A 25,522-nucleotide genomic window follows, 5' to 3' on the forward strand; every position below is an offset into this window, starting at 1 on the left:
GGGCGCGAGTGCTGGGGACTGGTCCGTGCGGCGTTTGATCAGCCGAGCTTGCCGCGCCCTAAGCGCAGGAGGGCGGAGGCGATGGCGGGGCCTTCCTCCCCGAGCTCGTCGCGGAACTCATTGAGGATCGCGATTTCGCGGGTATGCACCAAACGGGTGCCGCCTGAGCTCATTCGCGTCTTACCAATGGTGCGCGAAATGTCGGTGCGGCGCTTGATAGCGTCGAGAATAACGCGGTCGAGGCGGTTGATCTCTTCGCGGTAGCGCTGAATCTCGGCATCACTCAGCGGGTCATCGGTGCCCGACGGCATGCGAATGTCGAGCCTATTGTCCACGACGTTGGGGTCTTGGTGCTCAGGGCTCAAGCCAGAGTCTGCGTTGCCAGGATGTGAAGAGCTCATGACATCAGATTGTGCCACCATGCCGGGAGAAAAGGGGAATTACCAGCTTTCACGCCGACCAGAAGTGCGGTGAGGGGCAATGTCCGGTGGTGCTAGTAGGTTGGAGAGCATTATGAATAACAAATCTCCTTTCGTCCCCCGTTCGTCTTCCGATTCTTCCACCGGCGGCCTGTTTCCCGCGCCCGGGAGCAACGTCGACGCCCCTTCCGGTCAGGGCTCTGATCCGTTGCTCGAGGGCTTAAATCCGCAGCAGGAAGAGGCTGTGACGCATTCGGGCTCGCCGCTGCTTATTGTGGCCGGCGCGGGCTCGGGCAAGACTGCAGTGTTGACTCGCCGCATTGCGTACCTTATGCGGGAGCGCGGGGTGGCCCCCTGGCAGATCCTCGCCATTACCTTTACCAACAAGGCAGCCGCGGAGATGAAGGAGCGCGTCGGCCAGCTTGTCGGCCCCGTCGCGGAGCGGATGTGGGTGTCCACCTTCCACTCGATTTGCGTGCGTATCTTGCGCAATAACGCCCAGCTCGTACCGGGCTTGAACACGAATTTCACCATTTATGACGGCGATGATGCCCGCCGGCTGCTCACCATGATTGCGAAGGACATGCAGCTGGATCTGAAGAAGTATTCGGCGCGTGTTCTGGCTAATCAGATTTCCAACCGCAAGAACGAGCTCATCTCCCCGGAGCAGGCGCGCGCGGAGGCAGAGAGGACGAAGAATCCTTTCGAGCTCACCGTGGCGAGCGTGTACGAGGAATATCAGCGCCGCCTGCGCGCGGCGAACGCGGTGGACTTCGATGACCTCATCGGGGAAGTAGTGCGCATCTTTAATCAGCACCCGCAGGTGGTGGAGTTTTATCGTCGCCGCTTTAAGCACGTGCTTATCGACGAATACCAGGACACCAACCACGCGCAGTATGCATTGGTCTCGGCTTTGGTGGGCAGGGGCGAGCTGCCGCCGGATGCGCCGGAACTGTGCGTGGTGGGTGATTCGGATCAGTCGATTTATGCCTTCCGTGGCGCTACCATCAGGAATATTCAGGAGTTCGAGCGGGACTACCCGCAGGCGCACACGATTTTGCTGGAGCAAAACTACCGTTCGACGCAGACCATTCTGAACGCGGCGAATGCGGTCATTGCGAAGAATGAGGGCCGCCGCGAGAAGAACCTGTGGACAGCCCACGGCCAGGGCGAGCAGATTGTCGGCTACGTCGCGGATAATGAGCACGACGAGGCGCGGTATATCGCCTCGGAAATTGATTCCTTGGCGGATAAGGGCACAGCTTATTCGGATATTGCAGTGATGTACCGCACCAATAACGCCTCGCGCGCGTTGGAGGATATTTTCGTGCGCTCGGGCATCCCGTACAAGGTGGTCGGTGGCACGCGCTTCTATGAGCGTCGCGAGATCCGGGACATGGTGGCCTACTTGCGCATCATGGATAATCCGGATGACACGGTGAGCTTGCGCCGCATTATCAACGTGCCGAAGCGCGCTATTGGTGACAAGGCACAAGCACAGATCGCTCTGCACGCGGAAAACCTTGGCGTGAGCTTTGGGGCTGCTCTTCGGGATGCAGCAGAGGGCAAGGTCGCGGGTCTCGGTACAAGGGCAGTGAATGCCGTCACCAAATTCAACGAGATGATGGAGGGCGTGCGCGCGCAGATTCCGGGCATGGTCAATGAGGTGACGGGCCAACCGGATTTGGGGGAGTTGCTCAACGCGCTTCTTGACGCCACCGGCTACCGCGCGGAGCTCGAGAACTCCAACGATCCGCAGGATGGTGCGCGCCTGGATAACCTCAACGAGTTGGTCTCGGTGGCCCGCGAATTCAGCTCCGAGGCGGCCAATGAGATGGCATTCATGGGTGCGGACGCAGAAGAAGCGCCCGAGCTAGCAGAAGGTGAAGCCGCGCCGGGCTCGCTTCAGGCGTTCCTCGAGAAGGTCTCGCTTGTGGCGGATGCGGACCAGATTCCGGACCATGAGTCCGGGGTGGTCACGCTGATGACGCTGCACACTGCGAAGGGCCTTGAATTCCCCGTCGTCTTCCTCACCGGCTGGGAGGATGGACAGTTCCCGCACATGCGCTCGCTGGGGGACCCGAAGGAGCTGAGCGAAGAACGCCGCCTGGCCTACGTGGGTATCACGCGTGCTAGGGAACAGCTCTACCTCACGCGCGCGATTCTTCGTTCGTCCTGGGGCAACCCGGTGACGAACCCGGCCAGTCGCTTCCTCGCCGAGGTCCCAGAGGACCTCATCGACTGGCGCCGTGAAGAACCAGACAGCTCGCTGTCTGGCGCGTGGGGCGGAGATGATTCCTACCAATACGGGCGAACCTTTGGCTCGGATAGCGGGTTCTTCCGTGGAGGCGGCTATGGCTCGCGGAGCGCTGCGTCTTCCCCTTCGCAGCGCTCGCGCAAGCCGGCCTCGGCAACGTCGATGCCGAAGAATAACCATCTCAATTTAGTTGTGGGGGACCGCGTCAACCACGCGAAATACGGGCTGGGCACGGTCATCGAGGCCTCCGGGACCGGCGCGCGGGCGACGGTCACCGTGGACTTCGGTTCAGCGGGCAAGGTTCGCCTCATGCTCATCGGCGGAGTGCCGATGGAAAAGCTCTGATGCTTTAGATGAGGATGCCGCGCTCGCTGAACCAGTCCACCGGATCGACGGGCGCGCCGCCGCCCGGGTGGACCTCGAAGTGCAGGTGCGGGCCCGTGGAGTGGCCCTCGTTGCCGATGACGGAGATTTGGTCGCCGGCCTCGACGCGGTCACCGACGTCGACCAGCAGCTGGTCGCTGGGCATGTGGCCGTAGACGGTGATGGTGCCATCGTCGTGCTGGATGCGGATCCAGTTGCCAAAGCCCTGGGCAGCGCCGGAGGAAATGACCTCGCCGTCCATGACAGCGTAGATGGGGGTGCCAATGGGGTTTGCCACATCGATGCCGTTGTGGAAGGAACCCCACCGCGGGCCGAATCCAGAGGTGAAAGTTCCGGAGGTCGGAAAGACCACGGTGTTACCGTCCGCGTCCTGGCCGCGAGTAGGGGTGAGGCCGGAGTGATCGCCCTGCGGGGCGAAGGCCTCGGCGAGACCAGGAATGCTGGAGGGATCGAGGACGATCTCGAAGCCGTCCTGCGTGGTGTTGACCTCTGGGACGGATGCCCCGTTGAGGGCACCGGCTGTCGAGATGAGCAGCCCCGAGACGGCTTTGAAGAGGTCGGCCTTGGATTCTTCCTTGACTTCGACGTCGGCAGCGGACGGGTCCTTGGAGGACCCGTCGGAGACGTCCACGCTTGCTGCCGGTTCGGCGGCGAACGCTGGGGTCGTCACGGTGGCGGTGCTGACCGCCACGGCGGCGAGTGCGCTGAGCGTGCGCTTCATAACTTCACGTCCTTAAGTCCTGCTGTGGCCCGCTGGGTATGCGGCGGAAGCCTGTGAGCAATAGGGAAGCGGCCGTATCAGCCGCAGTGCGCCTTAAAGCCCGCGACACGCCGGTGCGGTTGCAACCGAGTGCTGAGGCTGTGTGGCAACGAGATACAAACTATCCCGCGGGGCCACCCTGCGCAACGCTTAAAAATGCAGGTAAATCCAGGGATTGTTCGAAAAACTATCGAACAGCCCAGCGTGTTGCGCATGTGAAAGAAGTGAAAATTGTTACAGGGGTAAAGTAGAGGTTTAAAGAATGGGGGTGAGATTTGGGGGGTGAAAAGTGCAGCGCTCTCGGCCAATCTTTCAGCCAAGAGCGCTGGGGTTGTGGGCGCTGCTACTAGGTCAGCGCTTTTAAGTTAGGGAACGCGATTCGCTGCGATCCCGCGCGGTGAGTGGGGCCGTCTTGTCGCTGCGGTTGATCGCAGCCGCGAGGGCGGCAGCCAACAGCGGCACGACGAGCACAGCGAGGAATTGCCACCAATCCGGGGTGAAGTAGTCCTGCGGGCGCAGGCCATGGAGCGGCGTCGAGAAGGTGTATCCGGAGCTATCGGCAAAGAAGTATGTGCCGAGGTGTCCGGCGACCACACCAAAGAGCATGCTTGCGGTAGCTAGCATCCACGTCTGCCATGCTGCCACCTTGGACATCAGCGAAGGGTGGGCGCCGATGGATTGCAGCACGGTGCTTTCCTGGCGCATGCTGCTTGCAGCGTTGGCAATGATGAGCGCCAGCACGATGAGGCAGACGATCCCCATTCCGAGGCCCAGGTAGTAGCGGAAGTTCTCGGGAGTAGAGACTGCGAAGCTTAGCGAGTATTGCGACTGCGAAGCGCTTGCTGTCAGGTCTCGCAGCTCTTCGCGCTCTGGCTCGCTCGGTGGTTCGTCGAACGCGAGGGCTTGGCCCACGTAGAAGGGCTCCATGTTCAGCTTCTCTGCTGCCTGCTGGCTAATCAAGACCACATCGCGGGCCGCGGTAGGCAGGGCCTCCACAACCGGCAGATCCGCGTCCTGTGTCCCGCTCGGTTCTGGGCTGTCAATGCCGTTATAGGTTTTTACGGTCACCGTGCCGCGTGTGTTATTGCCGACGTGGCTGCTGTGGGGAAGCACGATGCCGCCGGCATCCAACGTCTGTGCCGCTGCGCGTCGTTCCTCCTCCGAGTCGAACTGCCAGAGCTCAAGCTGGGAAGAATCGGTTTGAACCATCCTGCTTTGATAGATCAACGGGTTATAAGGAAATGACGTCATCAACTCGTGCGCACACTCCTGGCGAGCCTCTTCGGAATCATCGGTGCGCCGCCCCTGATTATCCACGAACACAGCCCTCTCAACCGGCTTGCTGAAATCGACCTGCTCGCACTGGTAATCAAATTCGGTGGTGAGCTCGTAAAAAGTGTCATCCTCCGGAAGGCTGAAAGACGTCGTCCACGAGGGGAACACATAGAAGGGGTACGTGCGGGCAGTGGTGGTCTGCAGGATCGCCTCCGTCGCCGCGCGTTCTTCTGGCGTAGAAACCTGCGCTGGTTGGTCAAAGGTCGTCTCCTCAATCAGCGCAGTAGTGGGCGGCATGACGAGTTTTTCCTCAGCGGTGGTCTTTGCGCTATCCGTCATGATGCCCACGCCAAACAGGGAGGCGACGAAGGCGACTGACACGAGAGCGATGGACGTCGGTAAGGCGTGCATGCTGCGCCGAGTCAGGCCGCGTCCAGCCAGACGCAACGCGAGTGGGCCGCGGCGAGACAGCAGGGAGCATAGGAAGACCAAGGCAGGGGCAGACGCGGCAACTGCGATGACTCCGAAGAGGGCTAGCACCGTAGGGATGTACTGTCCCCAGGGGGTGAAGCTGAATAACACGAGCAGAAGCAGGAACGCAGGGCCGATGGCCATCCACCGACGGAAGCGCAAGAGGCGGTCGGGAGCAGCTCCCTGGATTGCTGTGGAGAGGGCTCCACGTTGCGCCAACCACGCGGGAACGATGGAGACAATGACACAGCCTGCCACCGCCACGAGCCATGCGAGGCCAATAGCTAGGAAAGGCGGGCGTGCGGCAAAATCCGGGTAGCGGGCTGCCCACCACACCCACGAAGCTGCCAGGCCAAAAACCACGCCGATGGTGGCGCTGATCAGTCCCATCAGCAGGCCATAAGCCATCACCGCGAACATGATGTGGCGCGGCAATGCACCCTGGCTCGACATCAGCGCGTACAGGCGGGTATTACGTCCGGTGGCTAGTGTGAAGACGGGCGCGAGAAGGAAAAGGATGAGCAATCCGGCGATGGCGTAGAGGCCAACGAAGAAGAGCACGAAAAGAATGCTGCTCAGTATTCCGCCAAAGGAATCCGACTCAGAATCGGGCTGGTACGAATCCCGCAGTTCCGGTGCCCAGATCTCCAGCCCGGCCTCACGGGCGCGGTCGGCATCCTCCTTGGTCAGCGGTGTATCGCCAACGATGACCCAGGTGGTGCGTGTCGCAAATGAAGGGTCGCTGAGAGCGTCATTGAGGGTGGGGGAGGTGACAAAGTCGTAGTTTTCGGGAGCAATGGCCGCGACCGTGACGTGGTGGTCACCGCTGAGGGCATTGGTGCGCACAGTGATGACATCCCCCACGGAGGCGTCGATCTTGCGCGCGGTTGAACGCGACAGAACTGCCTGGTTGGGGCCAAGATTGAACTTGTCGACGGCCTCCTGCGCCGGCTCTGGCGGATTCTCTGCGTCGAACTGATCTACCCAGGAGTTGGTTGACTTCCCATTATGGATTAGTGACGTGCTAGAAAAAGTGGCGACCGGGCTGACGCTGAGGCCCTCAGGAAGCACCTCGGCAGCCAAGCGTGGTACGTCTTCGTTGCTAATGTCCGAGCGCTCGGCGCTGATCTGCCGCTCGGGTGAGCTCAAGGCCGCGGAGAGCCGACCGGAGGAATTATCAAAGAGTGCCATTCCAATCACGAGTGCCACTGGCAGCGCGATGAGCAAAACGGCGGCTAGCGTGCGCCACGGGTGGCGCCACAGGTCGCGCCTCGTCGGGCGGGTGGCGGCATTAATGCCGGACATACTAACGCACCTCCTCGCCGGTTAGGCGCCCGTCGCGAACCATGACGACACGGTCGGCCCAGCCCGCGAAACGCGGCTCGTGGGTAACCAGAATGCCGGAGGCACCGGCGTCGATGCGCGCGCGCAGGACCTTCATGATCTCTTCGCCCGTCGAGGTATCCAAGGCGCCGGTAGGCTCATCCGCAAGCAGCACCTTGCGTGGCCCGATGAGCGCGCGGGCAATGGCCACGCGCTGGGCCTGGCCGCCGGAGATTTCTTCCGGGAAGCGGTCGATGGTGCCGTCGAGGCCGACCTCACTGAGAGCTTCCTCGGCGGCCTCGCGGCACTGCGCAGGCGAAAGTCCGTCCAGTTCGAGGGGCAGGGACACGTTCTCTCCCACGGTGAGGGAGGAGACCAAGTTGAAGTGCTGAAACACCAGTCCCAAGTGGCGGCGGCGGGCGATGGCCGCTTTAGCTTTGGAGAGCTGGGAGGCGTCGGCGCCGTCGAGAAGCACGCGCCCTGATGTTGGCGGCTGCAGCAGGCCCGCAACGTTGAGCAACGTGGACTTGCCGGAACCGGAGGGGCCCATGACAGCTACCAGTTCGCCCGGCTGCAGTTGCAAGTTCACGGAATCCAAGGCAGTGACCTGGCGGGCACCGCTGCCGAAGACGCAGGTAATGTTTTCGAGCTCGAGAGGAAACGGCATGTGCTGGGTCGTGGGCGCGGAGTTGGGGGTCATCGCGGGTCCTCCTCGGTGGTGGTTGGGTTGGCTAGGGACTCCACGCGGTCGAGCCAGCGTGAGAGAGATTCCAGGTCGAAGATTTGGCGCTCAACAGCCAAACGTTGGGCGCTGCGTTCCGCAGGCAACTCAGAGGCCTGACGGTTGAGCTCGCGCAGTTGGCGGACGGTGGCGAAGCGCTGGGCGTCGAGGACGGCAATGACGTCGACGTCGGAGCGTCGTGCAGCAAGCGATACTTTGAGCACGAGCTCATCGCGCTCGATGGCGTCGTTATGCAAGGTGGACATCCACCACTGTGAGAGTTCCTCGCGGCCAGCGGGGGTGATGGCGTAGCTGGTGGCGCGCCGCCCGGTGGGGCCGGTGAGCTCACCGTCGGTGGCGATGAGGCCATCGCGCTCCAAGCGGCTCAAAGTTTGGGCGACTTGGCCCATGTTGAGCGGCCAGAGGTTGTCGAAGGTCTCAGCAAAGCGGTTTTTGATGTGGCTGGCAGTAGCGGGCTCTTCACTCAGCAGTGCAAGCACGGAATGTTTGACGGACATGGTCACCTCCTTGGCGGAGGGTAAGGGAGGAAATCTTTCGGTACATACCCAGTAAGTTACTGGGTAACCTTATGTCCGGTCAACGGTTGGTGCAGGCGGGGGTGGAAGGTGGGGGAATGCACAAGGCGGTATAGGGCAACAGTGCCCTATACCGCCTTAGCGCTGGAGGAAGGATTTAAAAGCGTGGCTTAGCTGATGTTGATGCCGCGCTCTGCGAGCCACGGAATCGGGTCTACGGCGCCCTCACCGGTGGGGTGAATTTCGAAGTGCAGGTGGGAGCCGGTGGAAAAGCCCAAGGAGCCCATGCCGGCGATCTTCTGGCCAGCGTGGACGCGCTCGCCCACGGCGACGTCGAGGGTCTGCATGTGGCCGTAGACGCTCATGGAGCCGTCATCGTGCTTGATGCGGATCCACTGGCCGTAGCCGGAGGCCGGGCCGGAGTCGATGACGGTGCCGCCCATAACGGCGAGGATGGGGGTGCCCACGGCATTTGCGATGTCAATGCCGGAGTGGAAGGAGCCCCAGCGGGGGCCGAAGCCGGAGGTGAAAGTACCCTCTGCCGGGCGGGCGATGGTCGGCGCGCGGTTCGCTTCATCGGCGGCGGCGCGGGCATCGGCGGCCTGGATGGCCTTATCGAGCTGCGTAGCTAGGTCGGCGACCGGCTTGGACTCGGCGATGGCGAGGATCTGCGGTGCTGCGTCTTCGACGGCAGCCTGCGCGTTCTTCAGCGGATCGGTATCTGCCTGCAGGGTGTAGTCGACGGACTGTGCCTTGGTTTCCCCGGCGCCAGCGGATTGGATGGTACCTGCTGCTGCGCCGCCAACGCCTGCGGTGGATACGGCGCCTGCCGCAACAGTCATCACTGCCAGACGTCCCTTCGCGGTCTGTGCGGTGGTGATTTTGCGGTGGCGTCCTACGCTTCGCTGAGTCTTGCTTCGCATGAACTCTTCTTCCGTCCTCAATTCACTATCGCCTACCCAGAGTAAACGTTACGTTTCAATCTGGGAGGTTATCCGATTGTGACCTTCCTGTTACCAACGAGATGTAACAGTAGCGTCTCGGCGAATGCAGAGCAACCCAGATTGCGGTTTTTCTTCTGGATATCTGGGAAGAGCCGCACATAATGAAACGACAGCTGATTCCTGTGAATAAAGTGAATCGATCTCCGTGGGAGTCGCCGGGGCTTTCGGTTGTCGGCATGAGTAGTGCGCACTCGTGAAGTTTTCCTTCGGGGGTGTACCGCACCATTTAGCGCTTACCTCGCCGCGCCACCCCCGGTGGGGGAGGGGGCCGTGGCAAAGTGGACGCCGATGAATAAGAACACGAGTCCCCAGTCCAGGTCGTCAGCTCGCCCACGCGCGCACGTGCGTGGGCGCGGTGATAGTGCTGAGCACTCTGAGCGCGGGCACCGCAGAGATCGTCGAGATCCAGCGCAGCGCATCAAAGGGGTCGAGTCCGACAAGGCTCGCGCCCGCCGCGCGCAGGCCCCGACCACGCTCCGCGGGCGTTTTCGCCGCATGCTCATCGTCGTCGGCGTTCCGAACCTCGTCGTCGTGCTGGGCATTCTCGTGGTCGCTATCGCGGCACTGCTTCTGACAAGTTCCCCGTCGGCGTGGCTGCCCACCATCGTCGGGGAAGCATGGATGGTCTTTAACCTTTCGCCTATTCGCGCGGGCGGTATTGACGTGGGCTTTATCCCGGTTCTGCCTGCGCTGCTCCTAGCCTGGCTGGTGGGGCGGCGCGTGCGGGCAGCGGTCAAGGATAAGGCAAGCATTAACGACCTCATCGTTGTGAGCGCGTGCGTGTTGCTGGTTCCCTTAGTCCTTACTGTCATCGCATGGCTGATGCTGTGGGACGCTGGCAAAGTCTACGATGTTTCCCCTCCGGAGCTGTACCGTGTGCTTCCCCGCATGTTGTTATTGCATGCGGTCGCCCTCATCGGTGGAATGGGCCCGCGCTTGTGGAAGGCCCTGGCCAAGCGCAGCGGGGTCCCCCGCGTGTTCGTCGATGCCGCCCAGATAGGCTTGAGCTACCTCGGATACCTTTTTGCTGCTGGTTTCATTCTCGTGGTGGTCTTGTGGGGAGTCGGTTGGTCGCGTCAATCAGAGATGCTCGCCGAGTATCCAGTCCTTAATGCACTGGGAACCGCCGGTCTTTTCCTGCTGAGCGTTCTCTATCTCCCAAACGCTGCCGTTGCTGCGGGAGCGGTCCTGAGCGGTTCGGAGCTGCATATCGGTGAAGGAACCAGCGTGAGCCTCTTTAGCGGCCACGTGGTTCCGCTTCCACCGCTGCCGTTGGCTGCCGCAGTTCCGCCATCTATCAATCCTTGGGCGGCGGTCTTGTTGATCATCCCAGCAGTTGCAGCAGTGGTGGCGTTTTACCGTCGCCGTGCACTGGCCTCCTTCCAGGTTGCGCTCGTGGCCACCGCTACCGCCGCGGTAGCCGCTCTCGTGGCTGTGTACGGCGTGTCCGGCGCGCTGGGGGTGTACGGCTACACCGGTCCCGAGGTATGGACCGCGGTGGGCCTGAGCTGTCTGTGGTGCCTAGTCGTGGGGTGTGCATTCGCAACGGCACAGGCAGTGACATCGTGGCGTGCGCGCCGCGCGGCTGCCACGGAGGCTGCTCCTGAAGCGCCCGCAGAGACTGAAAAGACCGTGCACACACCCGTCAACACGGCGAATGCTGTGCCGGTTTCTGCCTTGCTTGACGACGTCCCCGTTACCGAAGAACCCTCGGCCGAAGACGCGGCCGAAGCCGATGCCGAGGCTGACACGGAGACCGAGGCTGACGTGATTGACGCAGGGGTCGTCGAGTCGGACGACGCCGAGAGCGAGAATGCAGAAGAGAATGAGGATGAAGAGCCAGCCGAGGATGCCGAACCGGGGACCGGGGAAGTGTCTGAGGCAGAGGACGAGGCCCCCTCTAAGGAGTAAAATTCCCCGGTTCAGGGCGGCAGCGGCTAGGCTGTAGCGCGTGACTACACCGCACCAGCCCGCTGCTTCTGCCCGCCTTAACGTCGTGGTTCTTGTTTCTGGAACCGGCTCTTTGCTCCAGGCCATCCTCGATGGCCAGGATGAGCGCTATGGCGTCGTGAAGGTCGTCGCGGACGTGCCCTGTCAAGGCATTGAGCGCGCGCAGGCGGCGGGAATCGCCACCGAGGTCGTAGAGATGGGTGCTGACCGCGCCGAATGGAATAAGCGTCTGGTTGCCGCAGTGGATTCTGCGCAACCAGACGTTGTTGTTTCTGCAGGTTTTATGAAGATCCTGGGGAAGGATTTTCTGGATCGCTTCGAAGGTCGCACCATCAATACCCACCCCGCGCTCTTGCCCGCTTTCAAAGGCGCGCACGGCGTGCGCGATGCGCTGGCTTATGGCGCCAAGGTCACAGGCTCGACCGTCCACTTCGTAGATGCCGGCGTCGATACCGGTGCCATCATTGCCCAAGAGCCCGTGCGGGTCTTGCCGGGGGATGATGAGGCCAGCTTGCACGAGCGCATCAAAGTGGTCGAAAGAGAACTCATCGTTGCTGTTCTTCGCGCCACGCGCGTGAAGGGCGAGGAACTCAGTGTTCAGCTCTAACTACCTCTCATTACCGCAAGGAAGGCTTAAGTCCCCGTACCATGAGCGAAGATCGTAAGAACATCAAGCGCGCACTCATCAGCGTGTACGACAAGACCGGTTTGGAGGACCTTGCCCGGTCCCTGGATAAGGCCGGCGTGGAGATCGTTTCCACCGGTTCCACCGCGAAGAAGATCGCGGACTTGGGCATTGAGGTCACGCCCGTCGAGAAGCTCACCGGCTTCCCGGAGTGCCTCGAGGGTCGAGTCAAGACCTTGCACCCGCGCGTGCACGCGGGGATCTTGGCGGATACCCGCAAGGAGGACCACCTGAAGCAGCTGGAGGAGCTGGAGGTGGATCCGTTCCAGCTCGTCGTGGTGAATCTGTACCCCTTCCGTGAGACCGTGGCTTCCGGCGCTGACTTTGATGGCTGCGTGGAACAGATCGATATCGGTGGACCGTCCATGGTGCGCGCGGCTGCCAAGAACCACCCGTCTGTTGCTGTGGTCGTGGATCCGGCTCGCTACGGCGAGGTAGCTGACGCTGTGGCCAACGGCGGCTTTACCCTGGAGCAGCGCCGCGGTCTGGCCCGCGATGCCTTCCTGCACACCGCTGATTACGACGCCGCGGTGTCCGCATGGTTCGTCGATCAGCTCAGCGAGGGCGAGGAGACCACCCCGCTGCGCTACGGCGAGAACTCTCACCAGAAGGCAACCGTGACCCGCATCGGTACCACTGGTTTGGCCAACGCGAAGCAGTTCAACGGCAAGGAGATGAGCTACAACAACTACCAGGATGCCGACGCCGCCTGGCGCGCCGCCTGGGATCACGAGCGCCCGTGCGTGGCCATCATCAAGCACGCCAACCCGTGCGGCATCGCGGTGTCTGAGGAGTCCATCGCGGCTGCTCACCGCGCGGCTCACGCCTGCGACCCGATGTCTGCCTTTGGCGGAGTCATCGCTGTGAACCGTGAGGTCACCGTGGAGATGGCCGAGCAGGTCAAGGAGATTTTCACCGAGGTTATTGTGGCTCCGTCCTACGAGGAAGGCGCCATCGAGGTCCTCAAGGCCAAGAAGAACCTGCGCGTGCTGCAGGCAGAGCATGAAGCGCCCAAGGAGGAAGTTAAGTTCATCTCCGGCGGCATGCTCACCCAGGAGCCGGATACCTACCAGGCAGAGGGCGATAACCCGGCCAACTGGACCCTGGCTGCTGGTGAGGCTCTGAATGAGTCCGACCTGGCGCAGCTGGAGTTCGCTTGGCGCGCCGTTCGTGCGGTGAAGTCCAACGCCATCTTGCTGGCCAAGGACAACGCCACCGTGGGCGTGGGCATGGGCCAGGTCAACCGCGTGGACTCTGCAAAGCTGGCAGTCGAGCGCGCTAACACGCTGGCCGACGGCGCCAACCGCACCGAAGGTTCCTTCGCTGCTTCCGATGCCTTCTTCCCATTTGCCGATGGTCTGGAGGTTCTCCTCGAAGCCGGCGTGAAGGCCGTCGTGCAGCCGGGTGGCTCTATCCGTGATGAAGAGGTCATCGAGGCCGCCAAGAAGGCTGGCGTGACCATGTACTTCACCGGCACTCGCCACTTCTTCCACTAAGCCTGGCAAAGGCGCTGCCATGGGCAGCACACAGCCGCTTCCTTTATTCCTGCGCACCACTGCGTGGGAACGGGAGGCGGCTTTCGCGTACACGGGAGCTTTCCCTCGAGGACAACAACTGCCCTAAACGACGAAGTTATGCGCCGCCACCGGGCGAGCCTATAACTTTGGCAACAAGGGCAGCTTCGGCGCCACGGCGTGATGGCCCGGCGGTGCGCGCTACTGCGCGTGGAGGGAAGCCACCGCGAAGCCAGTGTTGTCCGCGGGATTGCCGCGGGCGTCCTTATAAGTAAAAGTAAAGCGCAGTTCCTGGTGGTCTGCGATGTTGATGGGCATTTCGAGAGCTTCCTCTGCTGGAACCTCGAAGGAGGCCAGCTCAGCACCGTCAGCGCCGTTGACGGTAACGGTGGCGCTGGCAACGTTCGTATTTGCGCGGTCATCGCTGAACCCAAAGACAGCGATAAGTTGGCTGTGTCCTTCGCTCAGCTGCACGTCAGCGATGTTGGTGCTGCCGGACTGCGAGACATAGGAATCCGGGAAGAACGTGCGGGCAATGACTACGCCGCCTGCTTCCAAGTCGGTATCGATGCGCGCGGATGTGGCGATTGGTGTTCCCGAAAGCGCGGCTGTCGCTGTCGGTTCAGGGGAGGTACCGGTCTGCGCATCGTCGGAGGACTCGCGGCCCCAGATAAACCACGCGCCCACACCGAGGACTACGGCCAGCACGATGAATAGGGAAATCAGCGCCGCAATAGCGCCGCTGAAGCGCCCCTTGCCTTGTGGAGGAGCAGGCGCGGAGTACTGGGACGGCTGGGGTTGGGGCGGTGGCGTGGGCGCGCCACCACCGAAGGAAGGCTGCGCCGGGGTGCCAGTGGGCTGCCCACCAAACGGCGGTGTGTTGCCAAAGCCACCCGGGCGAGCCTGTGGCTGGCCGGGTGGAACGGGAGAACCGCCGGGGCGGCCAAACCCGGGGGAACCGAAGCCGGAAGGGCCGGAGTTATGCGGCGGCGTGCCCGAAGGGCCGGTAGGAAAAGTCATGGCGGGAGAATAACAGCCTTTCCGTGCGCAGGAAGGTGGAGTATAAGAGGTACCTCTAACAATCTAAACTCTGTGACACCGTCTGTGTGGTGTGAGGGACACTCCCGTGGGAGTACTCCCCGCCACGTTCGAACGCCACCGTCACCAGTGCGGCTGTGTAAAGATAGTAAAGATAGAAACGTGCCCACAGGGCGCACTTGACATGTCTAGATCTACGGAGGCCCCGGTGACTGATTCAGATCGCAACCACGGATTCGGCTCCCAGCACTCGCAGGGAAATGGTGGCCAGCCACAGCCTTCCCGCAAGGAAACTCACCCGGACACTGTGGATTTTGAGGCCCCGCCCACCCAGGAACGCCCCGTGCACCCTCGGGCCTTCCCACAGGAAGGTGAGCGCAATTACTCCAACCCCTTCGCCCACTCCGGAGCGCAAGGCAACTACGCCCAGCAGCAGTTTCCCACCCAGCAATTCCCGCCCCAGTCAGCAGCGCAGGGCGGCGGCCAGTACGAACAACAACCGGTTGCCTATTCCACTGCCTACCCGGAGAGCGCGCCGGCGCACCGTGGTTCCGGCAACGGCGGAAAGTATGTGCTCATCGCCGTGCTGATCCTGGCGGTGCTGCTCGTCATTGCCGCGCTGGCCTACCTTATCTTTTTCAAAAATAGCGGCACGGGAACTCAGGCTGATGCGCCCCTGACCACCGCGGCGCAGCTCACCGAGGACAACGACGACACCCAAGAGACGGTTTCTGCGGCGGATGAGGCGGAAAAGACCACGGAGGAGACTACGACGAGCTCCGCCTCACAGAAACGCCCGGAGCACCCTGACTTGCCTGCGGGGGCGATTCCGGCGAACGACGCCGCGCGGAATAATGAGCCCGGCGGCAACTTCAACAGCGTCTACCGCGGCACTGAGGTGACGTCGGAACCATTCGCCAACGCTGTGCGCGACGAGTACGTCAAGCACTGGGTGGATACCCATGAGTACGACGCCACTATTGAGGCCTACAGCCCAACTACCAAGCAGAACTACACAATGGATTGCTCCGATAACGGTGAATTTGTCACCTGCAAAGGTGGCAACAATGCGGTTGTGTACATCCTCTAATACGCAGGCGGTCAATGATGAAACATGCAGCAGCACGAGTGGTGATCGCGGGGATTGCGGTGGCGTCGCTAAGCGCCTGCACCATCGGCGATGTCTCCGCGCCGGAGCAACCCACGGCAGCGAGCAGCCCCCAGCCCACCCTGCCTGAGTCCACCCCCGAAAAGGAGCCACCCGTGATTGAGGCCTCCGACATCCACGAAGCCCTCGAAGCCATCGCGGCCGACAACCCGGGGACCGGAATCGCGGTGGCCGGCGCAGATACCGTCGCCGCAGCAGGCATCACAGACCCGCAGTCCGCATGGTCCACGGCGAAGGTGCCGCTGGCCATTGCCGCCGAGCGCGCCGGCGTGGCCGATCCGGAGACCGTGTCGCGGGCGATTACCTTTTCCGATAATGCCGCGGCCGATTCCCTCTGGGAAGCACTGGGTGGGGGAGAGCACGCCGCGCAGGCAACCCAGGAGATCATTGGCACGGCTACTGTCCCCGCCACGCCGCCGCGCCCCGGCTTTAGTGCATTTGGCCAAACGCAGTGGCCGGTAGCCGAGCAAGCAGAGTTTGTCGCCGACCTGGGATGCCAGCAGGGCACTGACCCCGTTCTGGCAGCCATGGGACAGCCCGATCCCGCACAGCAGTATGGGCTGGGCACCCTCGAAGGATCAGTCATGAAGGGCGGCTGGGGCCCAGCCGAGGACGGGGCCTATGAAGCCCGCCAGATGGGGCTTGTCTCACTGGGCGGGCACACGGTGGCGGTGGCCATCTATGCCAAGGCCGAATCCGGGGACTACGGAGAAGCCCAGCAGATGCTCACGCGCCTAGTCAAGCAGCTCGCCGCCGCCGAGGTGGAATGGCCCGATGCAGGCTGTCAGCAAGGCGCGGTCTAAGGACCCCTAGCGCGGCCAGTAATCCTCGAAGGTCCCGGCCTCGCCATCGATGTCATAGTCCGTGCCGCGGATGGTGAGTACGGAACCGGTGTCCTCGCCGCTGGTGGGGTCGAGGATGGAGGCGGTATAGGAGCTGCCCTCACCCCGGGCCGGTCCGAAAGCGGCACCGTTAGACCACACGCCGCGGTAGAAGAGCGAGTCCTGCTTTTCGCAGATAACGATGTGCGAAACCGGATCGGAACCTGCGGCGGCGAAGACCATGTCCTCGCCCTGCTGGCAACGCGCCTCCGGGTAGTCGGACCAGCCGGCCGCGGTTAGGCCCTCTGGGACGTCAGCAGCTCCAGGGCTGGCTGAGGTCTCTGGTGCTTCCTCGCTCGGCGCGCCTTCCGTGTCCTCTTCTTCGTCGTCTTCTGGTGCGGTTTCTTCCGCGGAGGATTGCGCTTGCTCCGAGGATTCGGCGGTACTGGGGGTTTCCTGGCCGGTGGAGCGGACGTGATTCCAGATCACGGCACCGGAAATCAGGAGTGCGATAAGGATGGCGATCGCGCAGATGATCGGAACGAGGTTGCGCTGGTCGGGCTGGGTCTGCTGAGGCCCACCGTGCACAGGGCTCGTGTGCTCGTAGGGGTTAGTGCCAAATCCTGGGGTGGTCATAGGGTCCTTGGAAAACTATAGAGAACAACAGGTAGCATAACTTGCTCCCGCATGCCTGACTGAACCACGGTGAAGTCCCCTCCATTTGGGGGCGATGGGACATGGCACCCTCATGCTTGGTTGTGCATATGGTGCAATGGGGCGGTGACTAATTCCTACTTCGTGCAATGGCTGACCCAGCAGAAGCGGTACACCAACGTGTACCTGCTGGGTGAAGGCGGCATGGGGCAGGTCTTCCATGCCACCGATCCGGATCTTTCTCGTGAGCTTGCCGTCAAGGTGCTGCTGGATGATGTCCGCGATGAAGCCTCCCGCGCCCGCTTCAACAACGAAATGAAGGCGCTGACCAAGATTGGCAGTCACCCGGGAGTGGTCCAGTTCTATTCCAAGGAGTCCACGCCGCGCGGTGACGACGTCATGATGATGGCGTTCATCGACGGCGGAACCCTGGCGCACGCCATCCGGGAACGCGCGCAGGAAGGCCGGGGGTTTAGCGTGGCTGAGGTGGTCTACTACCTCACGCCGATTGCTTCGGCGCTGGACTACATGCACCACGAGCTACATCCCGGGTGGGTACACCGCGATATCAAGCCCGCAAATATCCTGTTGCGCAAGACCCCGGGCAGCCTGCCGCCTGCCGTGCTCAGCGATTTCGGGATCAGCATCGAAGAGGGGCAATCCCGTCTGACGAAGGTTGGCCACATCGTGGGCACTGAAAAGTACCTGGCCCCGGAAAATAATGGTCATGCCTATGGCGATGACGATATGTCGGCGCGCGCGGATGACTACTCGCTAGCGCTTATTGCATTCGAGATGCTCACGCTGCATCACCTTAAGGACACGATGCCGCGCAGTGAGTGGGAAGGGCAGCGGCGCATCCCGGACTTGTCTAGTGATGCTTTCACGACGTTCCTGGCGAAGGACACCGCACGGGTGGTGACTCAGGTGCAGACTGTCCTGAACAAGGCGCTGGATAGCGTGCCCATGCAACGCTATGCGCGCGCCCGGGATTTCATTGCCGCGCTTGACGACGTCTCCCGTTCCCAGCCCACCACCAACCAGGCGACGGAACCCGCGCAGCCACGGCAGGCAAAAACCCCTGGGCAGCCGACGCAATACTGGCCGCGACCTGCCGGTTCCTTTGGGTCTGTCGAGCAGGCTATGCCGACCGGTTTTGTAGCTCCCGCTAACCCTGTCGCCTCACCCGGGACGGTATCTCCCTCCACGCCGGTGACTCCTGCGGTACCGGGGGCTACCGTTCACAAGCGTGCCGCGGCAGAGCCTAGAGCTGCCAAACCAGCCACAAAGGATAATCAGAACGCTCTGATCATCACAGTCACCGTTGTTGTCATCATCCTCATTTTCGTGGTGACATGGGCCATCGTGTCCTAGTCCCCAACAAGCTGGGGCAAGCGGCTTGTCCCCGCAGTACTGTGGTGAGAGTCGCTACACTGTAGGGCATTGTTGAGGCATATCGCCGAGCCGAACGGCGATGTGCGCGAATTGTCCAGCCGCCTACGGAGGTGTCCATGAGCCAGCAACAGCCACTCCCATCGCACGACGCGCCCCGGGGGCCCAGGCTGCGCATCGATGACCTGATCGGCGGCGTACTGGTCATGGCACCAGGCGAGGAAGTAGTCGTCGGCCGCGCTGGTGACTTCCGGATCGGCGAGGGGGATCTCACCCTGCACCGTCAGCTTTTCCAACTGTGGTACGGCGGTCAAGGCTGGATGATCTGCAACGTAGGCAGCCACATTCCGCTGCGCATCGAGCTGCGCGGGGTTAAGGGTTTCTCCCGCATCGATCTCGGCCCGCGCTCGGTGGCGGCCGTGCCGCCGGGCCCGTCACGAATTACGTTTGAAACCCCGGAATGCCCTTATGAGCTTTACATCGATGTCGAAAACAGCAACTACTCGCGTCGGACTAAGCGCGAGCAGGACCTCGATGAGGAGCGCACCCGCACCCGCCATGTGCCCAACGATGAGCAGGAGGAGCTGCTTTGCCAGCTAGCCAGCTACCTCAAGAAGCCGGGCTCAACTGATGCCGATATTCCCTCGGTGCGCGAGATTGCTGAGGCTCTGGACTGGACCGAAAAGAAAACCAACCACAAGATGGATCGCCTCGTGGACAGTCTTCGGGCGGACGGCGAAAAGGCCTATAAACCGTATAAGACCTTCTTGGCGCATTACGCCATCCGGCACGGTCGTTAGCGCGTCGTCTTCTTGCGGTCGGCCGCGGCATCGGCGGCTGCCGAAATGGAGTCGTTGCGGTTCTTCAGCAGCTCCAAGGTAGTGGCTTCGGCGTTGTCGGGAGGGGTGGTGCCGAGGACGGCTAGGGCGGCGTCGGCAAGCATGGCGGATTGCTCCGGCACGCGCTGCGAGGCGTCGAAAGGCGCGGTGCCATCGTTGGGGCGCATCTCAATAACGGAGAGCGCGATGTGGAAAGGCAACTCGACGCGCGGGTCATCTTCGCCCACAATTCCAGCCGCAGCGGTGCGGAAGTGATCCTTGAGACGGTCACGCTGCTCGTGATATTCGCCGAATTCGGGGGAGTTAGCCACCGGAAGCTGGTACAGGCGGCCCACGTTCCACGCTGAAGTCAAGAGCAGGCGGGACTCCGCGGCCACTAGGGACCACAGGCGCTGCGCCGGCGCGGCATCCGAGGCCGCTAGCTCCTCCGCGAGCTCGAGTGAGGGCTCGATGGTGGAATTCAGCAGGGTGAGGAAGATATCCGTCTTGGAAGGGAAGTGATAGTACAGCGATGCCTGCCGGATACCGACGGCATCGGCGATCTGGTGCGTCGAGGTTGTCGCAAAGCCCTGGGTGGTGAAGAGCTCGGATGAGGCATCCAGGATTTCCTCGCGCGCGGTGTTTCCCCGGCGGCGTGGGCTATTCTTCCTTGGCCTGCCAACGCTACCTGCCATGAGGCGGACTCCCTTCGATAAAACTTATGCAATAACTGACAGCAAGTCAGTAATCGTACACCCCGCCGCGAACGGCGTTCGTCAAAGCGTAGCTTTGACTTCAGCTAACCACATTACCGTGCCGGATCATTATGGATTCGACGGCAGCGGAGACTGTGCGGCACGCCGAGCCGTAGGCGGTGCGGTCCAATGGCGGAAGGTCTTCGAGAATAACGCTGTGCTTGTCGACGCCGTCGTACCACCGCCCCAATTCCAGCGCGATGCCCGTGCCCCACGCCAGGCTCAGGCCTTCTGCTTCGGCTGCGGTGAGCAATTCGCGCTCCACGCCAATAGCAAGGCGGTCAGGGGTGGGCCGAGGTGCCGGCGCTGCCCAGCGGGCGATGGCCGAAACGGGGGCGAGTAGGGAACGGCGAATGGACACCTCGGCGGAGCGGTCCGGCAGCCCATCCACGAGCTTGAGGGGCGCTGGGCGCTGCGAAACAGCCTCGGCATAGAGTTCCTCCTCGCCGCCGGTGCCCAGCGGCAGGCCGGCATCAGCGCGGGTTGAGGCGCATTCCTCCACCGCGCCGCAGGGCAATCCGGCCTCGATGATGACTTGCTCCAGCTGCTCGTCGGCGCCCAGCCAGGTGATGGGAAGTGAGGGGAGAAGATCCCCGCGGGCGGCTGCGCCTGTCAGCCGCACAGGGCTAGCCAGACCCGGGGAGCGAACAATATCGGTGACCACGCGGGAAAACCACGCCGCAAGCTCGACCCCGTCGGTCCGGTGGGCGGTGGCATTGCGCAGAAGGTCCTGGGCTTCTTCCAATAGTCCACGCGCGTGGGCGGGGGAGTGGCAGTGGGCGGCCAGTTCGCTGAGACCGGTGAGGGATTCGTGCAGCGGCATTAGGTGTTAGTTGCCTTTCCGTCAGGGGCTTTCTAGCTCTTCAATGTAGCACTGGGAATTTGTGGGGCGGCAGAGCAACCGCCCTAGCCGCGAAAACGACGACCGCCGCCTACCTGCCCCGAGGTGGGGAAGGAGGCGGCGGCCTGAAAGCTCTTTTGTCCTGTCCTAGTGAGTCACGAGTACAGCGGCAAAAGTGCGCTGTTGAAACCAGCTAGTGTTTAGCGGGACGTGAACGGCAGGAGAGCCATTTCGCGTGCGTTCTTGACGGCAGTAGCAACCTGACGCTGCTGCTGCGGGGTCAGACCGGTGACGCGACGGGAGCGGATCTTGCCGCGGTCGGAGATGAACAGACGCAGGGTCTTGATCTCCTTGTAGTCAACCTTCTCAATGCCCTCGGCCTTGAGCGGGTTCTTCTTCGGGCGGCGGGTCTGCTCCATACGGAACTTCTTGTGGTTATTACGCTTGACAGCCATTGTATGGGTACCCCTTTACCAGCTGGACTTGCGAACGCCCGGCAGCTCACCACGGTGAGCCATGCCGCGCATACGGACACGGGACAGACCGAACTTGCGGAGGTAACCGCGCGGACGTCCATCAGCGGAGTCGCGGTTACGGACGCGGACGCGGGCGGCGTCGCGCGGCTGACGGTTCAGCTCGAACTGCGCCTCGAGGCGCTCTTCGTCCGGGGTGTTCGGGTTCTTGATGATTGCCTTGAGCTCAGCGCGACGCTCCGCGTAGCGGGCGACGATTTCCTTGCGCTGCTCGTTCTTGGCGATCTTTGACTTCTTAGCCATAAATTATCGCTCCTCGCGGAATTCGACGTGCTTGCGGACGATCGGATCGAACTTCTTCAAGGTGATGCGATCCGGGTTGTTGCGCTTGTTCTTACGGGTCACGTAGGTGTAACCGGTGCCCGCAGTGGACTTCAGTTTGATGATTGGACGGATGTCATTACGTGCCATCTTTAGATCTTCTCCCCACGTGCGCGAATCTTAGCCACGACGGACTCGATGCCATCGCGGTCGATGATCTTCATGCCCTTGGTGGAAACGGTCAGGGTGATGGTACGGCCCTCAGAGGGCAGGTAGTACCGACGACGCTGCACGTTGGGGTTCCAACGGCGCGAGGTGCGGCGGTGCGAGTGCGAGACCTGCTTGCCGAATTCCGGCTTGCGGCCCGTTACCTGGCAAATAGCCGACATGGGTCTTCTTTCTCCTAGCCGCCCACATCGAAAGCGACTAACGGAGTGCCTATTTCCGCGGTGAGGCGCGGCGCTCGAAAAAGTGAGGTTGAGCAGGAGGCTTAATCCGTTGAACACCAGTTGATGAGGGCGTAAAACGATTACTTTGACAACAGCAAGGGGAAATCTTACATGCCACAGCCTGCAGAACCTAATCACCGCCGGCGTGCGGGCCGGTGTGGATACCTCTGATCTATACCTGAGCTACGGCTGATCTATACCTGATCTACCGCGCGTTCCTGCCGAAGGGGCAGGTGAGGGGTGTGGTTGTGGATTCTGTCCGTCGGAGCGCGGCGGTGGAGGCCAGAGCGATTTCGGTTTTAATGCTGGTGGCCTGTAGGATATGTCAAGTTGTCGGCACGAGCCGCACAGTTTGTAAGTATAGAGACCCAACTCGGGCACGATCCTTTCACACTTCCTTCCACGCCGGAGATGTGTTGCGGAAGGAACCGACCCGTAGTTCAACCCTGAGGGAATCGACATATGAAGAAAGATATCCACCCGGATTACCACCCGGTGGTCTTCAAGGATGCCGGTACCGGCCACTCCTTCCTGACCAAGTCCACCGCTACCTCCGATCGCACCGTTGAGTGGGAAGACGGCAACGAGTACCCGCTCATCGTCGTTGACGTCACCGCTGAGTCCCACCCGTTCTGGACCGGTGCCCAGCGCGTTATGGATACCGCTGGCCGCGTTGAGAAGTTCAACCAGCGCTTCGGTGCAATGGCTCGCCGCAAGAAGAAGAACGCGTAAGGAGGATAGGAAAAGATGGCAACTCCTAAGTTTAAGAAGTCCCGCGCGAACACCCACTCTCGCCGTTCCCAGTGGAAGGCTGACAACGTCGCCCTCCAGGAAGTCACCATCGACGGCCAGACCGTGCGCATCCCGCGCCGTCTGGTGAAGGCCGCCAAGCTCGGCCTGGTCGACGTGGAGCAGTTCTAAGGCTTTCTAAGCCTCAAGGCTGCAATTATTGCCCCGAGAGATTCACCCTTTCTAAGTGAATCCCTCGGGGCATTTGTGTTGGCCTAGTTGCCCGCTGCAGTGACTCATTCTCGAGGCTGCAGTGCTTGGCTGCGGTGCCTTTCTTGTCTGGGCGTTCGCTGATGCCACCGGTAGTGGGGTGAATAAAATCTTAAGGGGTGATTTAAGGGGGCGAAAGAACTAGGCCCACTTCGTGAATGCGCCTTAGATAGGACATAATTGGAAACATGAAGATTCTTGTCGTGGATGACGAGCAGGCCGTACGCGAATCGCTTCGCCGCTCCTTGAAGTTTAATGGCTACGACGTAATGTTGGCCGCCGATGGCGTAGAGGCCGTCGAGATGGTCCACAGGGAGAACCCAGGACTGCTCATCCTCGATGTGATGATGCCGAACATGGACGGCTTGGAAGTCTGCCGAACCTTGCGCAGTGAGGGTTGGGACCGTCCAATCCTCGTGCTCACGGCTCGTGATGGCGTGTCTGACCGCGTTGCAGGCCTCGATGCGGGTGCCGACGATTACCTGCCCAAGCCTTTCGCTCTTGAAGAGCTTTTGGCTCGTGTTCGTTCCCTAGTCCGTCGTGCTGCTGCGGAGTCGATCGGCAAGCAGCAGCCCGTTGAAACCCAGCTGAGTTTTGAGGACCTCAAGCTCGATGCCGATACGCGTGAAGTCACTCGTGGCGACCGTCAGATTTCCCTGACGCGCACCGAATTCGCCTTGTTGCGCTTGCTCATGGAGAACCCGCGCAAGGTGCTCTCCCGCAACACCATCTTGGAAGAGGTATGGGGCTATGATTTCCCTACCTCAGGCAATGCTCTCGAGGTGTACATCGGCTACCTGCGTAAGAAGACCGAAGAAGATGGCGAGCCGCGTCTTATCCACACCGTGCGTGGCGTCGGCTATGTCATGAGGGAGGCTATCGCGTGATTTTGCGGAGGCCCGCGCCTGACGCGGTGCCTTCTGAAGACCTAGATTCCACGGCGTGGTTGGGCCTGTCAGGTCGTCGCGGCTGGGCTTCGCGGGCGCCGCTTCGGTGGCGCCTTTCTTTGGTTACTGGTGTCGTTGTCGCCGTCTCGGTGGCAGTGATGACGTTGGTGACCTACTGGTTGGTTGCGGCGTCGATGACGGCGAGCGTCGACAAGCAAATCATGCAGCAAGCGGACGTGCTGATGGAGCAGGCACAGGATCCGCGCTTCGTGGAGAATATCGATCAGGAGATCGCTTCTTTTAAGCTCTACAACCCTTCGACTCGGGTCTCTATCTCTCCGCCAGCAGCCACCTTTTCCTATGGTGACGCTTTGCCGGTGGGTGGGGACTTTAAACCGGACGGGGACACCATGGAAAGCTCCATCCGCACCCTGGGTGGTGAGCGCGTGCTGGCCAAGTCCCAGGAAGGTGGCGCCACGGTAGTCCTGGCCAAGGACCTTGGTCCCACCGAGGAGATTGTGTCCGCGGTGGGCTCCGCGCTGCTGATCATCGTGGCCTTTGGCGTGCTGCTTTCCGTCTTCGCGGGAATGGTGGTGTCCAAGACCGGCATGGAGCCGATCGCTCGCCTCAAGCGGGCTGCTGATTACGTGACGCAGACCAATGACCTGCGGCCGATTGCCGTGGAGAGCAACGATGAAATGGCACAACTTACTGTGTCCTTTAACCGAATGCTTTCCGCCCTGCAGCACGCGCGCGTGCAGCAATCACAGTTTGTGGCTGATGCCGGCCACGAGCTTAAGACCCCGCTGACGTCCATGCGGACGAACATTGAGCTTCTCATGATGCTCAATAAGTCCGGTGGCGGGTTCGGCATCAGCGAGGAAGACCGGCGCGACCTCGAAGATGACGTAATGGCGCAAATGTCGGAATTGGCCACCCTGATCGGTGACTTGGTGGACCTAGCGCGCGAGGACGCCACTGAAAAGGAGCCGGAGCCCGTTGAGCTGCACGAAGTGTTGGAGAATTCGCTCAACCGCGCCAAACGCCGCCGTCCTGACGTGGACTTCCGCGTGCGGTTTATCCCGTGGATGATCGACGGCGATCCTTTTGCCCTGGGCCGCGCCACCCTCAACCTCATGGACAATGCTGCGAAGTGGTCCCCGCCGACGGGAACCGTGCGCGTGTCCATGCGGCAAATCGCCCCCGACAAGGTGCGCCTGCGCGTTGACGATTCTGGCCCCGGCATCGCTCCGGAGGAACGGGACAAAGTATTTGAGCGCTTCTACCGTTCTGCTGAAGCCCGTGCCATGCCGGGATCCGGATTGGGCCTAGCAATCGTGAAATCCGTGGTGGAGAGGCACAACGGAGAGATCACCATTAAGGATTCCGCGGACGGCGGAACGCGCATGGAGGTTATCCTGCCCGGGCACCCCACCGAAGGTGATGCCTTGGTGGACGGGCTGGAAGACTTGCCCTACGATTTCCAGTCCGAACTCTCCGCTGAGCAGCAGTCAGCGGGGCAGCTACACGACCCCGCGGTGAGCCAACCGAAAGAGCGCAACGACCGTGGCCATATCTTTGCGGAGCGGTGGTTCAATCAGGGCTAG

26 protein-coding genes are annotated in these 25,522 nt (G+C 61.8%); 12 read left to right on the forward strand and 14 right to left on the reverse strand.

Annotated elements, in window-relative coordinates:
* Positions 1-38: 38 nt before the first annotated feature.
* Positions 39-401 (reverse strand): chorismate mutase, encoded by a 363-nt coding sequence (locus HMPREF2993_RS06265; RefSeq protein ID WP_070701671.1) that lies wholly within the window; start codon positions 399-401, stop codon positions 39-41.
* 112 nt (positions 402-513) lie between these two features.
* Here HMPREF2993_RS06265 and pcrA point away from each other — a divergent pair, with 112 nt between their 5' ends.
* Entirely contained in the window at positions 514-3,021 is a 2,508-nt protein-coding gene (pcrA, locus tag HMPREF2993_RS06270) for a DNA helicase PcrA (protein WP_070701554.1), read from the forward strand.
* Between the two features lie 4 nt (positions 3,022-3,025).
* Here pcrA and HMPREF2993_RS06275 read toward each other — a convergent pair whose 3' ends face one another.
* The 5 genes from HMPREF2993_RS06275 to HMPREF2993_RS06295 all read right to left on the reverse strand — a co-directional run bounded on the left by HMPREF2993_RS06275 (position 3,026) and on the right by HMPREF2993_RS06295 (position 9,069).
* The gene (locus HMPREF2993_RS06275; protein WP_049154174.1) at positions 3,026-3,781 is read right to left on the reverse strand and encodes a M23 family metallopeptidase; all 756 of its coding nucleotides are present in this window, start codon (positions 3,779-3,781) and stop codon (positions 3,026-3,028) included.
* Positions 3,782-4,180: 399 nt separating this feature from the next.
* A complete protein-coding gene (locus HMPREF2993_RS06280; RefSeq protein ID WP_070701556.1) occupies positions 4,181-6,871 on the reverse strand; it encodes an FtsX-like permease family protein in 2,691 nt (896 codons plus the stop codon).
* Between the two features lies 1 nt (position 6,872).
* A complete protein-coding gene (locus tag HMPREF2993_RS06285; RefSeq protein ID WP_049154178.1) occupies positions 6,873-7,589 on the reverse strand; it encodes an ABC transporter ATP-binding protein in 717 nt (238 codons plus the stop codon).
* On the reverse strand, positions 7,586-8,128 hold the full coding sequence (locus tag HMPREF2993_RS06290) for a PadR family transcriptional regulator (RefSeq protein WP_049154180.1): 543 nt from the start codon (positions 8,126-8,128) through the stop codon (positions 7,586-7,588). The genes HMPREF2993_RS06285 and HMPREF2993_RS06290 overlap by 4 nt, the downstream gene beginning before the upstream one ends.
* A gap of 188 nt (positions 8,129-8,316) precedes the next feature.
* Positions 8,317-9,069, reverse strand: a complete 753-nt coding sequence (locus tag HMPREF2993_RS06295) for a M23 family metallopeptidase (RefSeq protein WP_046646979.1) — start codon at positions 9,067-9,069, stop codon at positions 8,317-8,319.
* 369 nt (positions 9,070-9,438) lie between these two features.
* On the opposite strand from HMPREF2993_RS06295, the gene HMPREF2993_RS06300 reads away from it, so the two are divergent.
* The 3 genes from HMPREF2993_RS06300 to purH are packed head-to-tail and all read left to right on the forward strand — an operon-like array spanning position 9,439 to position 13,281.
* Complete coding sequence (locus HMPREF2993_RS06300; protein ID WP_239663570.1) at positions 9,439-11,061, forward strand: cell division protein PerM; 1,623 nt, start codon at positions 9,439-9,441, stop codon at positions 11,059-11,061.
* Between the two features lie 40 nt (positions 11,062-11,101).
* Positions 11,102-11,707 carry a phosphoribosylglycinamide formyltransferase gene (gene purN / locus HMPREF2993_RS06305; RefSeq protein WP_070701558.1) on the forward strand — a complete coding sequence of 202 codons (606 nt, stop codon included), beginning with the start codon at positions 11,102-11,104 and terminating at the stop codon, positions 11,705-11,707.
* A gap of 41 nt (positions 11,708-11,748) precedes the next feature.
* Positions 11,749-13,281: a bifunctional phosphoribosylaminoimidazolecarboxamide formyltransferase/IMP cyclohydrolase gene (purH, locus tag HMPREF2993_RS06310; protein ID WP_070701560.1), complete on the forward strand. Its 1,533-nt coding sequence runs from the start codon at positions 11,749-11,751 to the stop codon at positions 13,279-13,281.
* Positions 13,282-13,500: 219 nt separating this feature from the next.
* On the opposite strand, the gene HMPREF2993_RS06315 is transcribed toward purH, so the two are convergent.
* Positions 13,501-14,319, reverse strand: a complete 819-nt coding sequence (locus HMPREF2993_RS06315; RefSeq protein ID WP_070701562.1) for a flagellar basal body-associated FliL family protein — start codon at positions 14,317-14,319, stop codon at positions 13,501-13,503.
* A gap of 226 nt (positions 14,320-14,545) precedes the next feature.
* Here HMPREF2993_RS06315 and HMPREF2993_RS06320 point away from each other — a divergent pair, with 226 nt between their 5' ends.
* Complete coding sequence (locus HMPREF2993_RS06320; RefSeq protein WP_070701564.1) at positions 14,546-15,427, forward strand: hypothetical protein; 882 nt, start codon at positions 14,546-14,548, stop codon at positions 15,425-15,427.
* 14 nt (positions 15,428-15,441) lie between these two features.
* On the forward strand, positions 15,442-16,308 hold the full coding sequence (locus tag HMPREF2993_RS06325; RefSeq protein WP_070701566.1) for a hypothetical protein: 867 nt from the start codon (positions 15,442-15,444) through the stop codon (positions 16,306-16,308).
* Between the two features lie 6 nt (positions 16,309-16,314).
* Here the strand turns inward: HMPREF2993_RS06325 and HMPREF2993_RS06330 are convergent, their stop codons facing one another.
* On the reverse strand, positions 16,315-16,962 hold the full coding sequence (locus tag HMPREF2993_RS06330; RefSeq protein WP_049154189.1) for a hypothetical protein: 648 nt from the start codon (positions 16,960-16,962) through the stop codon (positions 16,315-16,317).
* A gap of 144 nt (positions 16,963-17,106) precedes the next feature.
* Here HMPREF2993_RS06330 and HMPREF2993_RS06335 point away from each other — a divergent pair, with 144 nt between their 5' ends.
* Complete coding sequence (locus HMPREF2993_RS06335) at positions 17,107-18,354, forward strand: serine/threonine protein kinase (protein WP_046646971.1); 1,248 nt, start codon at positions 17,107-17,109, stop codon at positions 18,352-18,354.
* Between the two features lie 137 nt (positions 18,355-18,491).
* Positions 18,492-19,172: a hypothetical protein gene (locus tag HMPREF2993_RS06340; protein WP_046646970.1), complete on the forward strand. Its 681-nt coding sequence runs from the start codon at positions 18,492-18,494 to the stop codon at positions 19,170-19,172.
* Here the strand turns inward: HMPREF2993_RS06340 and HMPREF2993_RS06345 are convergent.
* From HMPREF2993_RS06345 to rpmB, 6 genes are all read right to left on the reverse strand, one after another.
* A complete protein-coding gene (locus tag HMPREF2993_RS06345; protein WP_070701568.1) occupies positions 19,169-19,885 on the reverse strand; it encodes a TetR/AcrR family transcriptional regulator in 717 nt (238 codons plus the stop codon). The two genes, HMPREF2993_RS06340 and HMPREF2993_RS06345, sit on opposite strands and share 4 nt — an antisense overlap.
* A 100-nt stretch (positions 19,886-19,985) precedes the next feature.
* The gene (locus tag HMPREF2993_RS06350) at positions 19,986-20,768 is read right to left on the reverse strand and encodes a hypothetical protein (RefSeq protein WP_070701570.1); all 783 of its coding nucleotides are present in this window, start codon (positions 20,766-20,768) and stop codon (positions 19,986-19,988) included.
* Between the two features lie 218 nt (positions 20,769-20,986).
* Positions 20,987-21,241 (reverse strand): 30S ribosomal protein S18, encoded by a 255-nt coding sequence (gene rpsR, locus HMPREF2993_RS06355; RefSeq protein ID WP_010187626.1) that lies wholly within the window; start codon positions 21,239-21,241, stop codon positions 20,987-20,989.
* A 15-nt stretch (positions 21,242-21,256) separates the two neighbouring features.
* The gene (gene rpsN, locus HMPREF2993_RS06360) at positions 21,257-21,562 is read right to left on the reverse strand and encodes a 30S ribosomal protein S14 (RefSeq protein WP_010187625.1); all 306 of its coding nucleotides are present in this window, start codon (positions 21,560-21,562) and stop codon (positions 21,257-21,259) included.
* A gap of 3 nt (positions 21,563-21,565) precedes the next feature.
* On the reverse strand, positions 21,566-21,730 hold the full coding sequence (gene rpmG / locus HMPREF2993_RS06365; RefSeq protein ID WP_010187624.1) for a 50S ribosomal protein L33: 165 nt from the start codon (positions 21,728-21,730) through the stop codon (positions 21,566-21,568).
* A 2-nt stretch (positions 21,731-21,732) separates the two neighbouring features.
* Entirely contained in the window at positions 21,733-21,969 is a 237-nt protein-coding gene (gene rpmB, locus HMPREF2993_RS06370; RefSeq protein WP_010187623.1) for a 50S ribosomal protein L28, read from the reverse strand.
* A 522-nt stretch (positions 21,970-22,491) separates the two neighbouring features.
* On the opposite strand from rpmB, the gene HMPREF2993_RS06375 reads away from it, so the two are divergent.
* The 4 genes from HMPREF2993_RS06375 (at position 22,492) to HMPREF2993_RS06390 (ending at position 25,522) form a co-directional block, all read left to right on the forward strand.
* Entirely contained in the window at positions 22,492-22,761 is a 270-nt protein-coding gene (locus tag HMPREF2993_RS06375) for a type B 50S ribosomal protein L31 (protein ID WP_005530151.1), read from the forward strand.
* Between the two features lie 15 nt (positions 22,762-22,776).
* Positions 22,777-22,950 carry a 50S ribosomal protein L32 gene (rpmF, locus tag HMPREF2993_RS06380; RefSeq protein WP_010187615.1) on the forward strand — a complete coding sequence of 58 codons (174 nt, stop codon included), beginning with the start codon at positions 22,777-22,779 and terminating at the stop codon, positions 22,948-22,950.
* Between the two features lie 266 nt (positions 22,951-23,216).
* The gene (locus HMPREF2993_RS06385; protein ID WP_070701572.1) at positions 23,217-23,915 is read left to right on the forward strand and encodes a response regulator transcription factor; all 699 of its coding nucleotides are present in this window, start codon (positions 23,217-23,219) and stop codon (positions 23,913-23,915) included.
* Positions 23,912-25,522: a HAMP domain-containing sensor histidine kinase gene (locus HMPREF2993_RS06390; protein WP_049154199.1), complete on the forward strand. Its 1,611-nt coding sequence runs from the start codon at positions 23,912-23,914 to the stop codon at positions 25,520-25,522. Before HMPREF2993_RS06385 ends, HMPREF2993_RS06390 begins: the two co-directional genes overlap by 4 nt.

It is taken from the genome of Corynebacterium sp. HMSC068G04, from assembly GCF_001814885.1.
GTDB classification, from domain to species: domain Bacteria; phylum Actinomycetota; class Actinomycetes; order Mycobacteriales; family Mycobacteriaceae; genus Corynebacterium; species Corynebacterium hiratae.

Bases quoted from the DNA above. Each gene is read 5' to 3' on its own strand.
- HMPREF2993_RS06265 (WP_070701671.1), bottom strand. From the start codon at position 401: ATGAGCTCTTCACATCCTGGCAACGCAGACTCTGGCTTGAGCCCTGAG.
- pcrA (WP_070701554.1), top strand. From the start codon at position 514: ATGAATAACAAATCTCCTTTCGTCCCCCGTTCGTCTTCCGATTCTTCC.
- HMPREF2993_RS06275 (WP_049154174.1), bottom strand. From the start codon at position 3,781: ATGAAGCGCACGCTCAGCGCACTCGCCGCCGTGGCGGTCAGCACCGCC.
- HMPREF2993_RS06280 (WP_070701556.1), bottom strand. From the start codon at position 6,871: ATGTCCGGCATTAATGCCGCCACCCGCCCGACGAGGCGCGACCTGTGG.
- HMPREF2993_RS06285 (WP_049154178.1), bottom strand. From the start codon at position 7,589: ATGACCCCCAACTCCGCGCCCACGACCCAGCACATGCCGTTTCCTCTC.
- HMPREF2993_RS06290 (WP_049154180.1), bottom strand. From the start codon at position 8,128: ATGTCCGTCAAACATTCCGTGCTTGCACTGCTGAGTGAAGAGCCCGCT.
- HMPREF2993_RS06295 (WP_046646979.1), bottom strand. From the start codon at position 9,069: ATGCGAAGCAAGACTCAGCGAAGCGTAGGACGCCACCGCAAAATCACC.
- HMPREF2993_RS06300 (WP_239663570.1), top strand. From the start codon at position 9,439: ATGAATAAGAACACGAGTCCCCAGTCCAGGTCGTCAGCTCGCCCACGC.
- purH (WP_070701560.1), top strand. From the start codon at position 11,749: ATGAGCGAAGATCGTAAGAACATCAAGCGCGCACTCATCAGCGTGTAC.
- HMPREF2993_RS06315 (WP_070701562.1), bottom strand. From the start codon at position 14,319: ATGACTTTTCCTACCGGCCCTTCGGGCACGCCGCCGCATAACTCCGGC.
- HMPREF2993_RS06325 (WP_070701566.1), top strand. From the start codon at position 15,442: ATGATGAAACATGCAGCAGCACGAGTGGTGATCGCGGGGATTGCGGTG.
- HMPREF2993_RS06330 (WP_049154189.1), bottom strand. From the start codon at position 16,962: ATGACCACCCCAGGATTTGGCACTAACCCCTACGAGCACACGAGCCCT.
- HMPREF2993_RS06340 (WP_046646970.1), top strand. From the start codon at position 18,492: ATGAGCCAGCAACAGCCACTCCCATCGCACGACGCGCCCCGGGGGCCC.
- HMPREF2993_RS06345 (WP_070701568.1), bottom strand. From the start codon at position 19,885: ATGGCAGGTAGCGTTGGCAGGCCAAGGAAGAATAGCCCACGCCGCCGG.
- HMPREF2993_RS06350 (WP_070701570.1), bottom strand. From the start codon at position 20,768: ATGCCGCTGCACGAATCCCTCACCGGTCTCAGCGAACTGGCCGCCCAC.
- rpsR (WP_010187626.1), bottom strand. From the start codon at position 21,241: ATGGCTGTCAAGCGTAATAACCACAAGAAGTTCCGTATGGAGCAGACC.
- rpsN (WP_010187625.1), bottom strand. From the start codon at position 21,562: ATGGCTAAGAAGTCAAAGATCGCCAAGAACGAGCAGCGCAAGGAAATC.
- rpmG (WP_010187624.1), bottom strand. From the start codon at position 21,730: ATGGCACGTAATGACATCCGTCCAATCATCAAACTGAAGTCCACTGCG.
- rpmB (WP_010187623.1), bottom strand. From the start codon at position 21,969: ATGTCGGCTATTTGCCAGGTAACGGGCCGCAAGCCGGAATTCGGCAAG.
- HMPREF2993_RS06375 (WP_005530151.1), top strand. From the start codon at position 22,492: ATGAAGAAAGATATCCACCCGGATTACCACCCGGTGGTCTTCAAGGAT.
- rpmF (WP_010187615.1), top strand. From the start codon at position 22,777: ATGGCAACTCCTAAGTTTAAGAAGTCCCGCGCGAACACCCACTCTCGC.
- HMPREF2993_RS06385 (WP_070701572.1), top strand. From the start codon at position 23,217: ATGAAGATTCTTGTCGTGGATGACGAGCAGGCCGTACGCGAATCGCTT.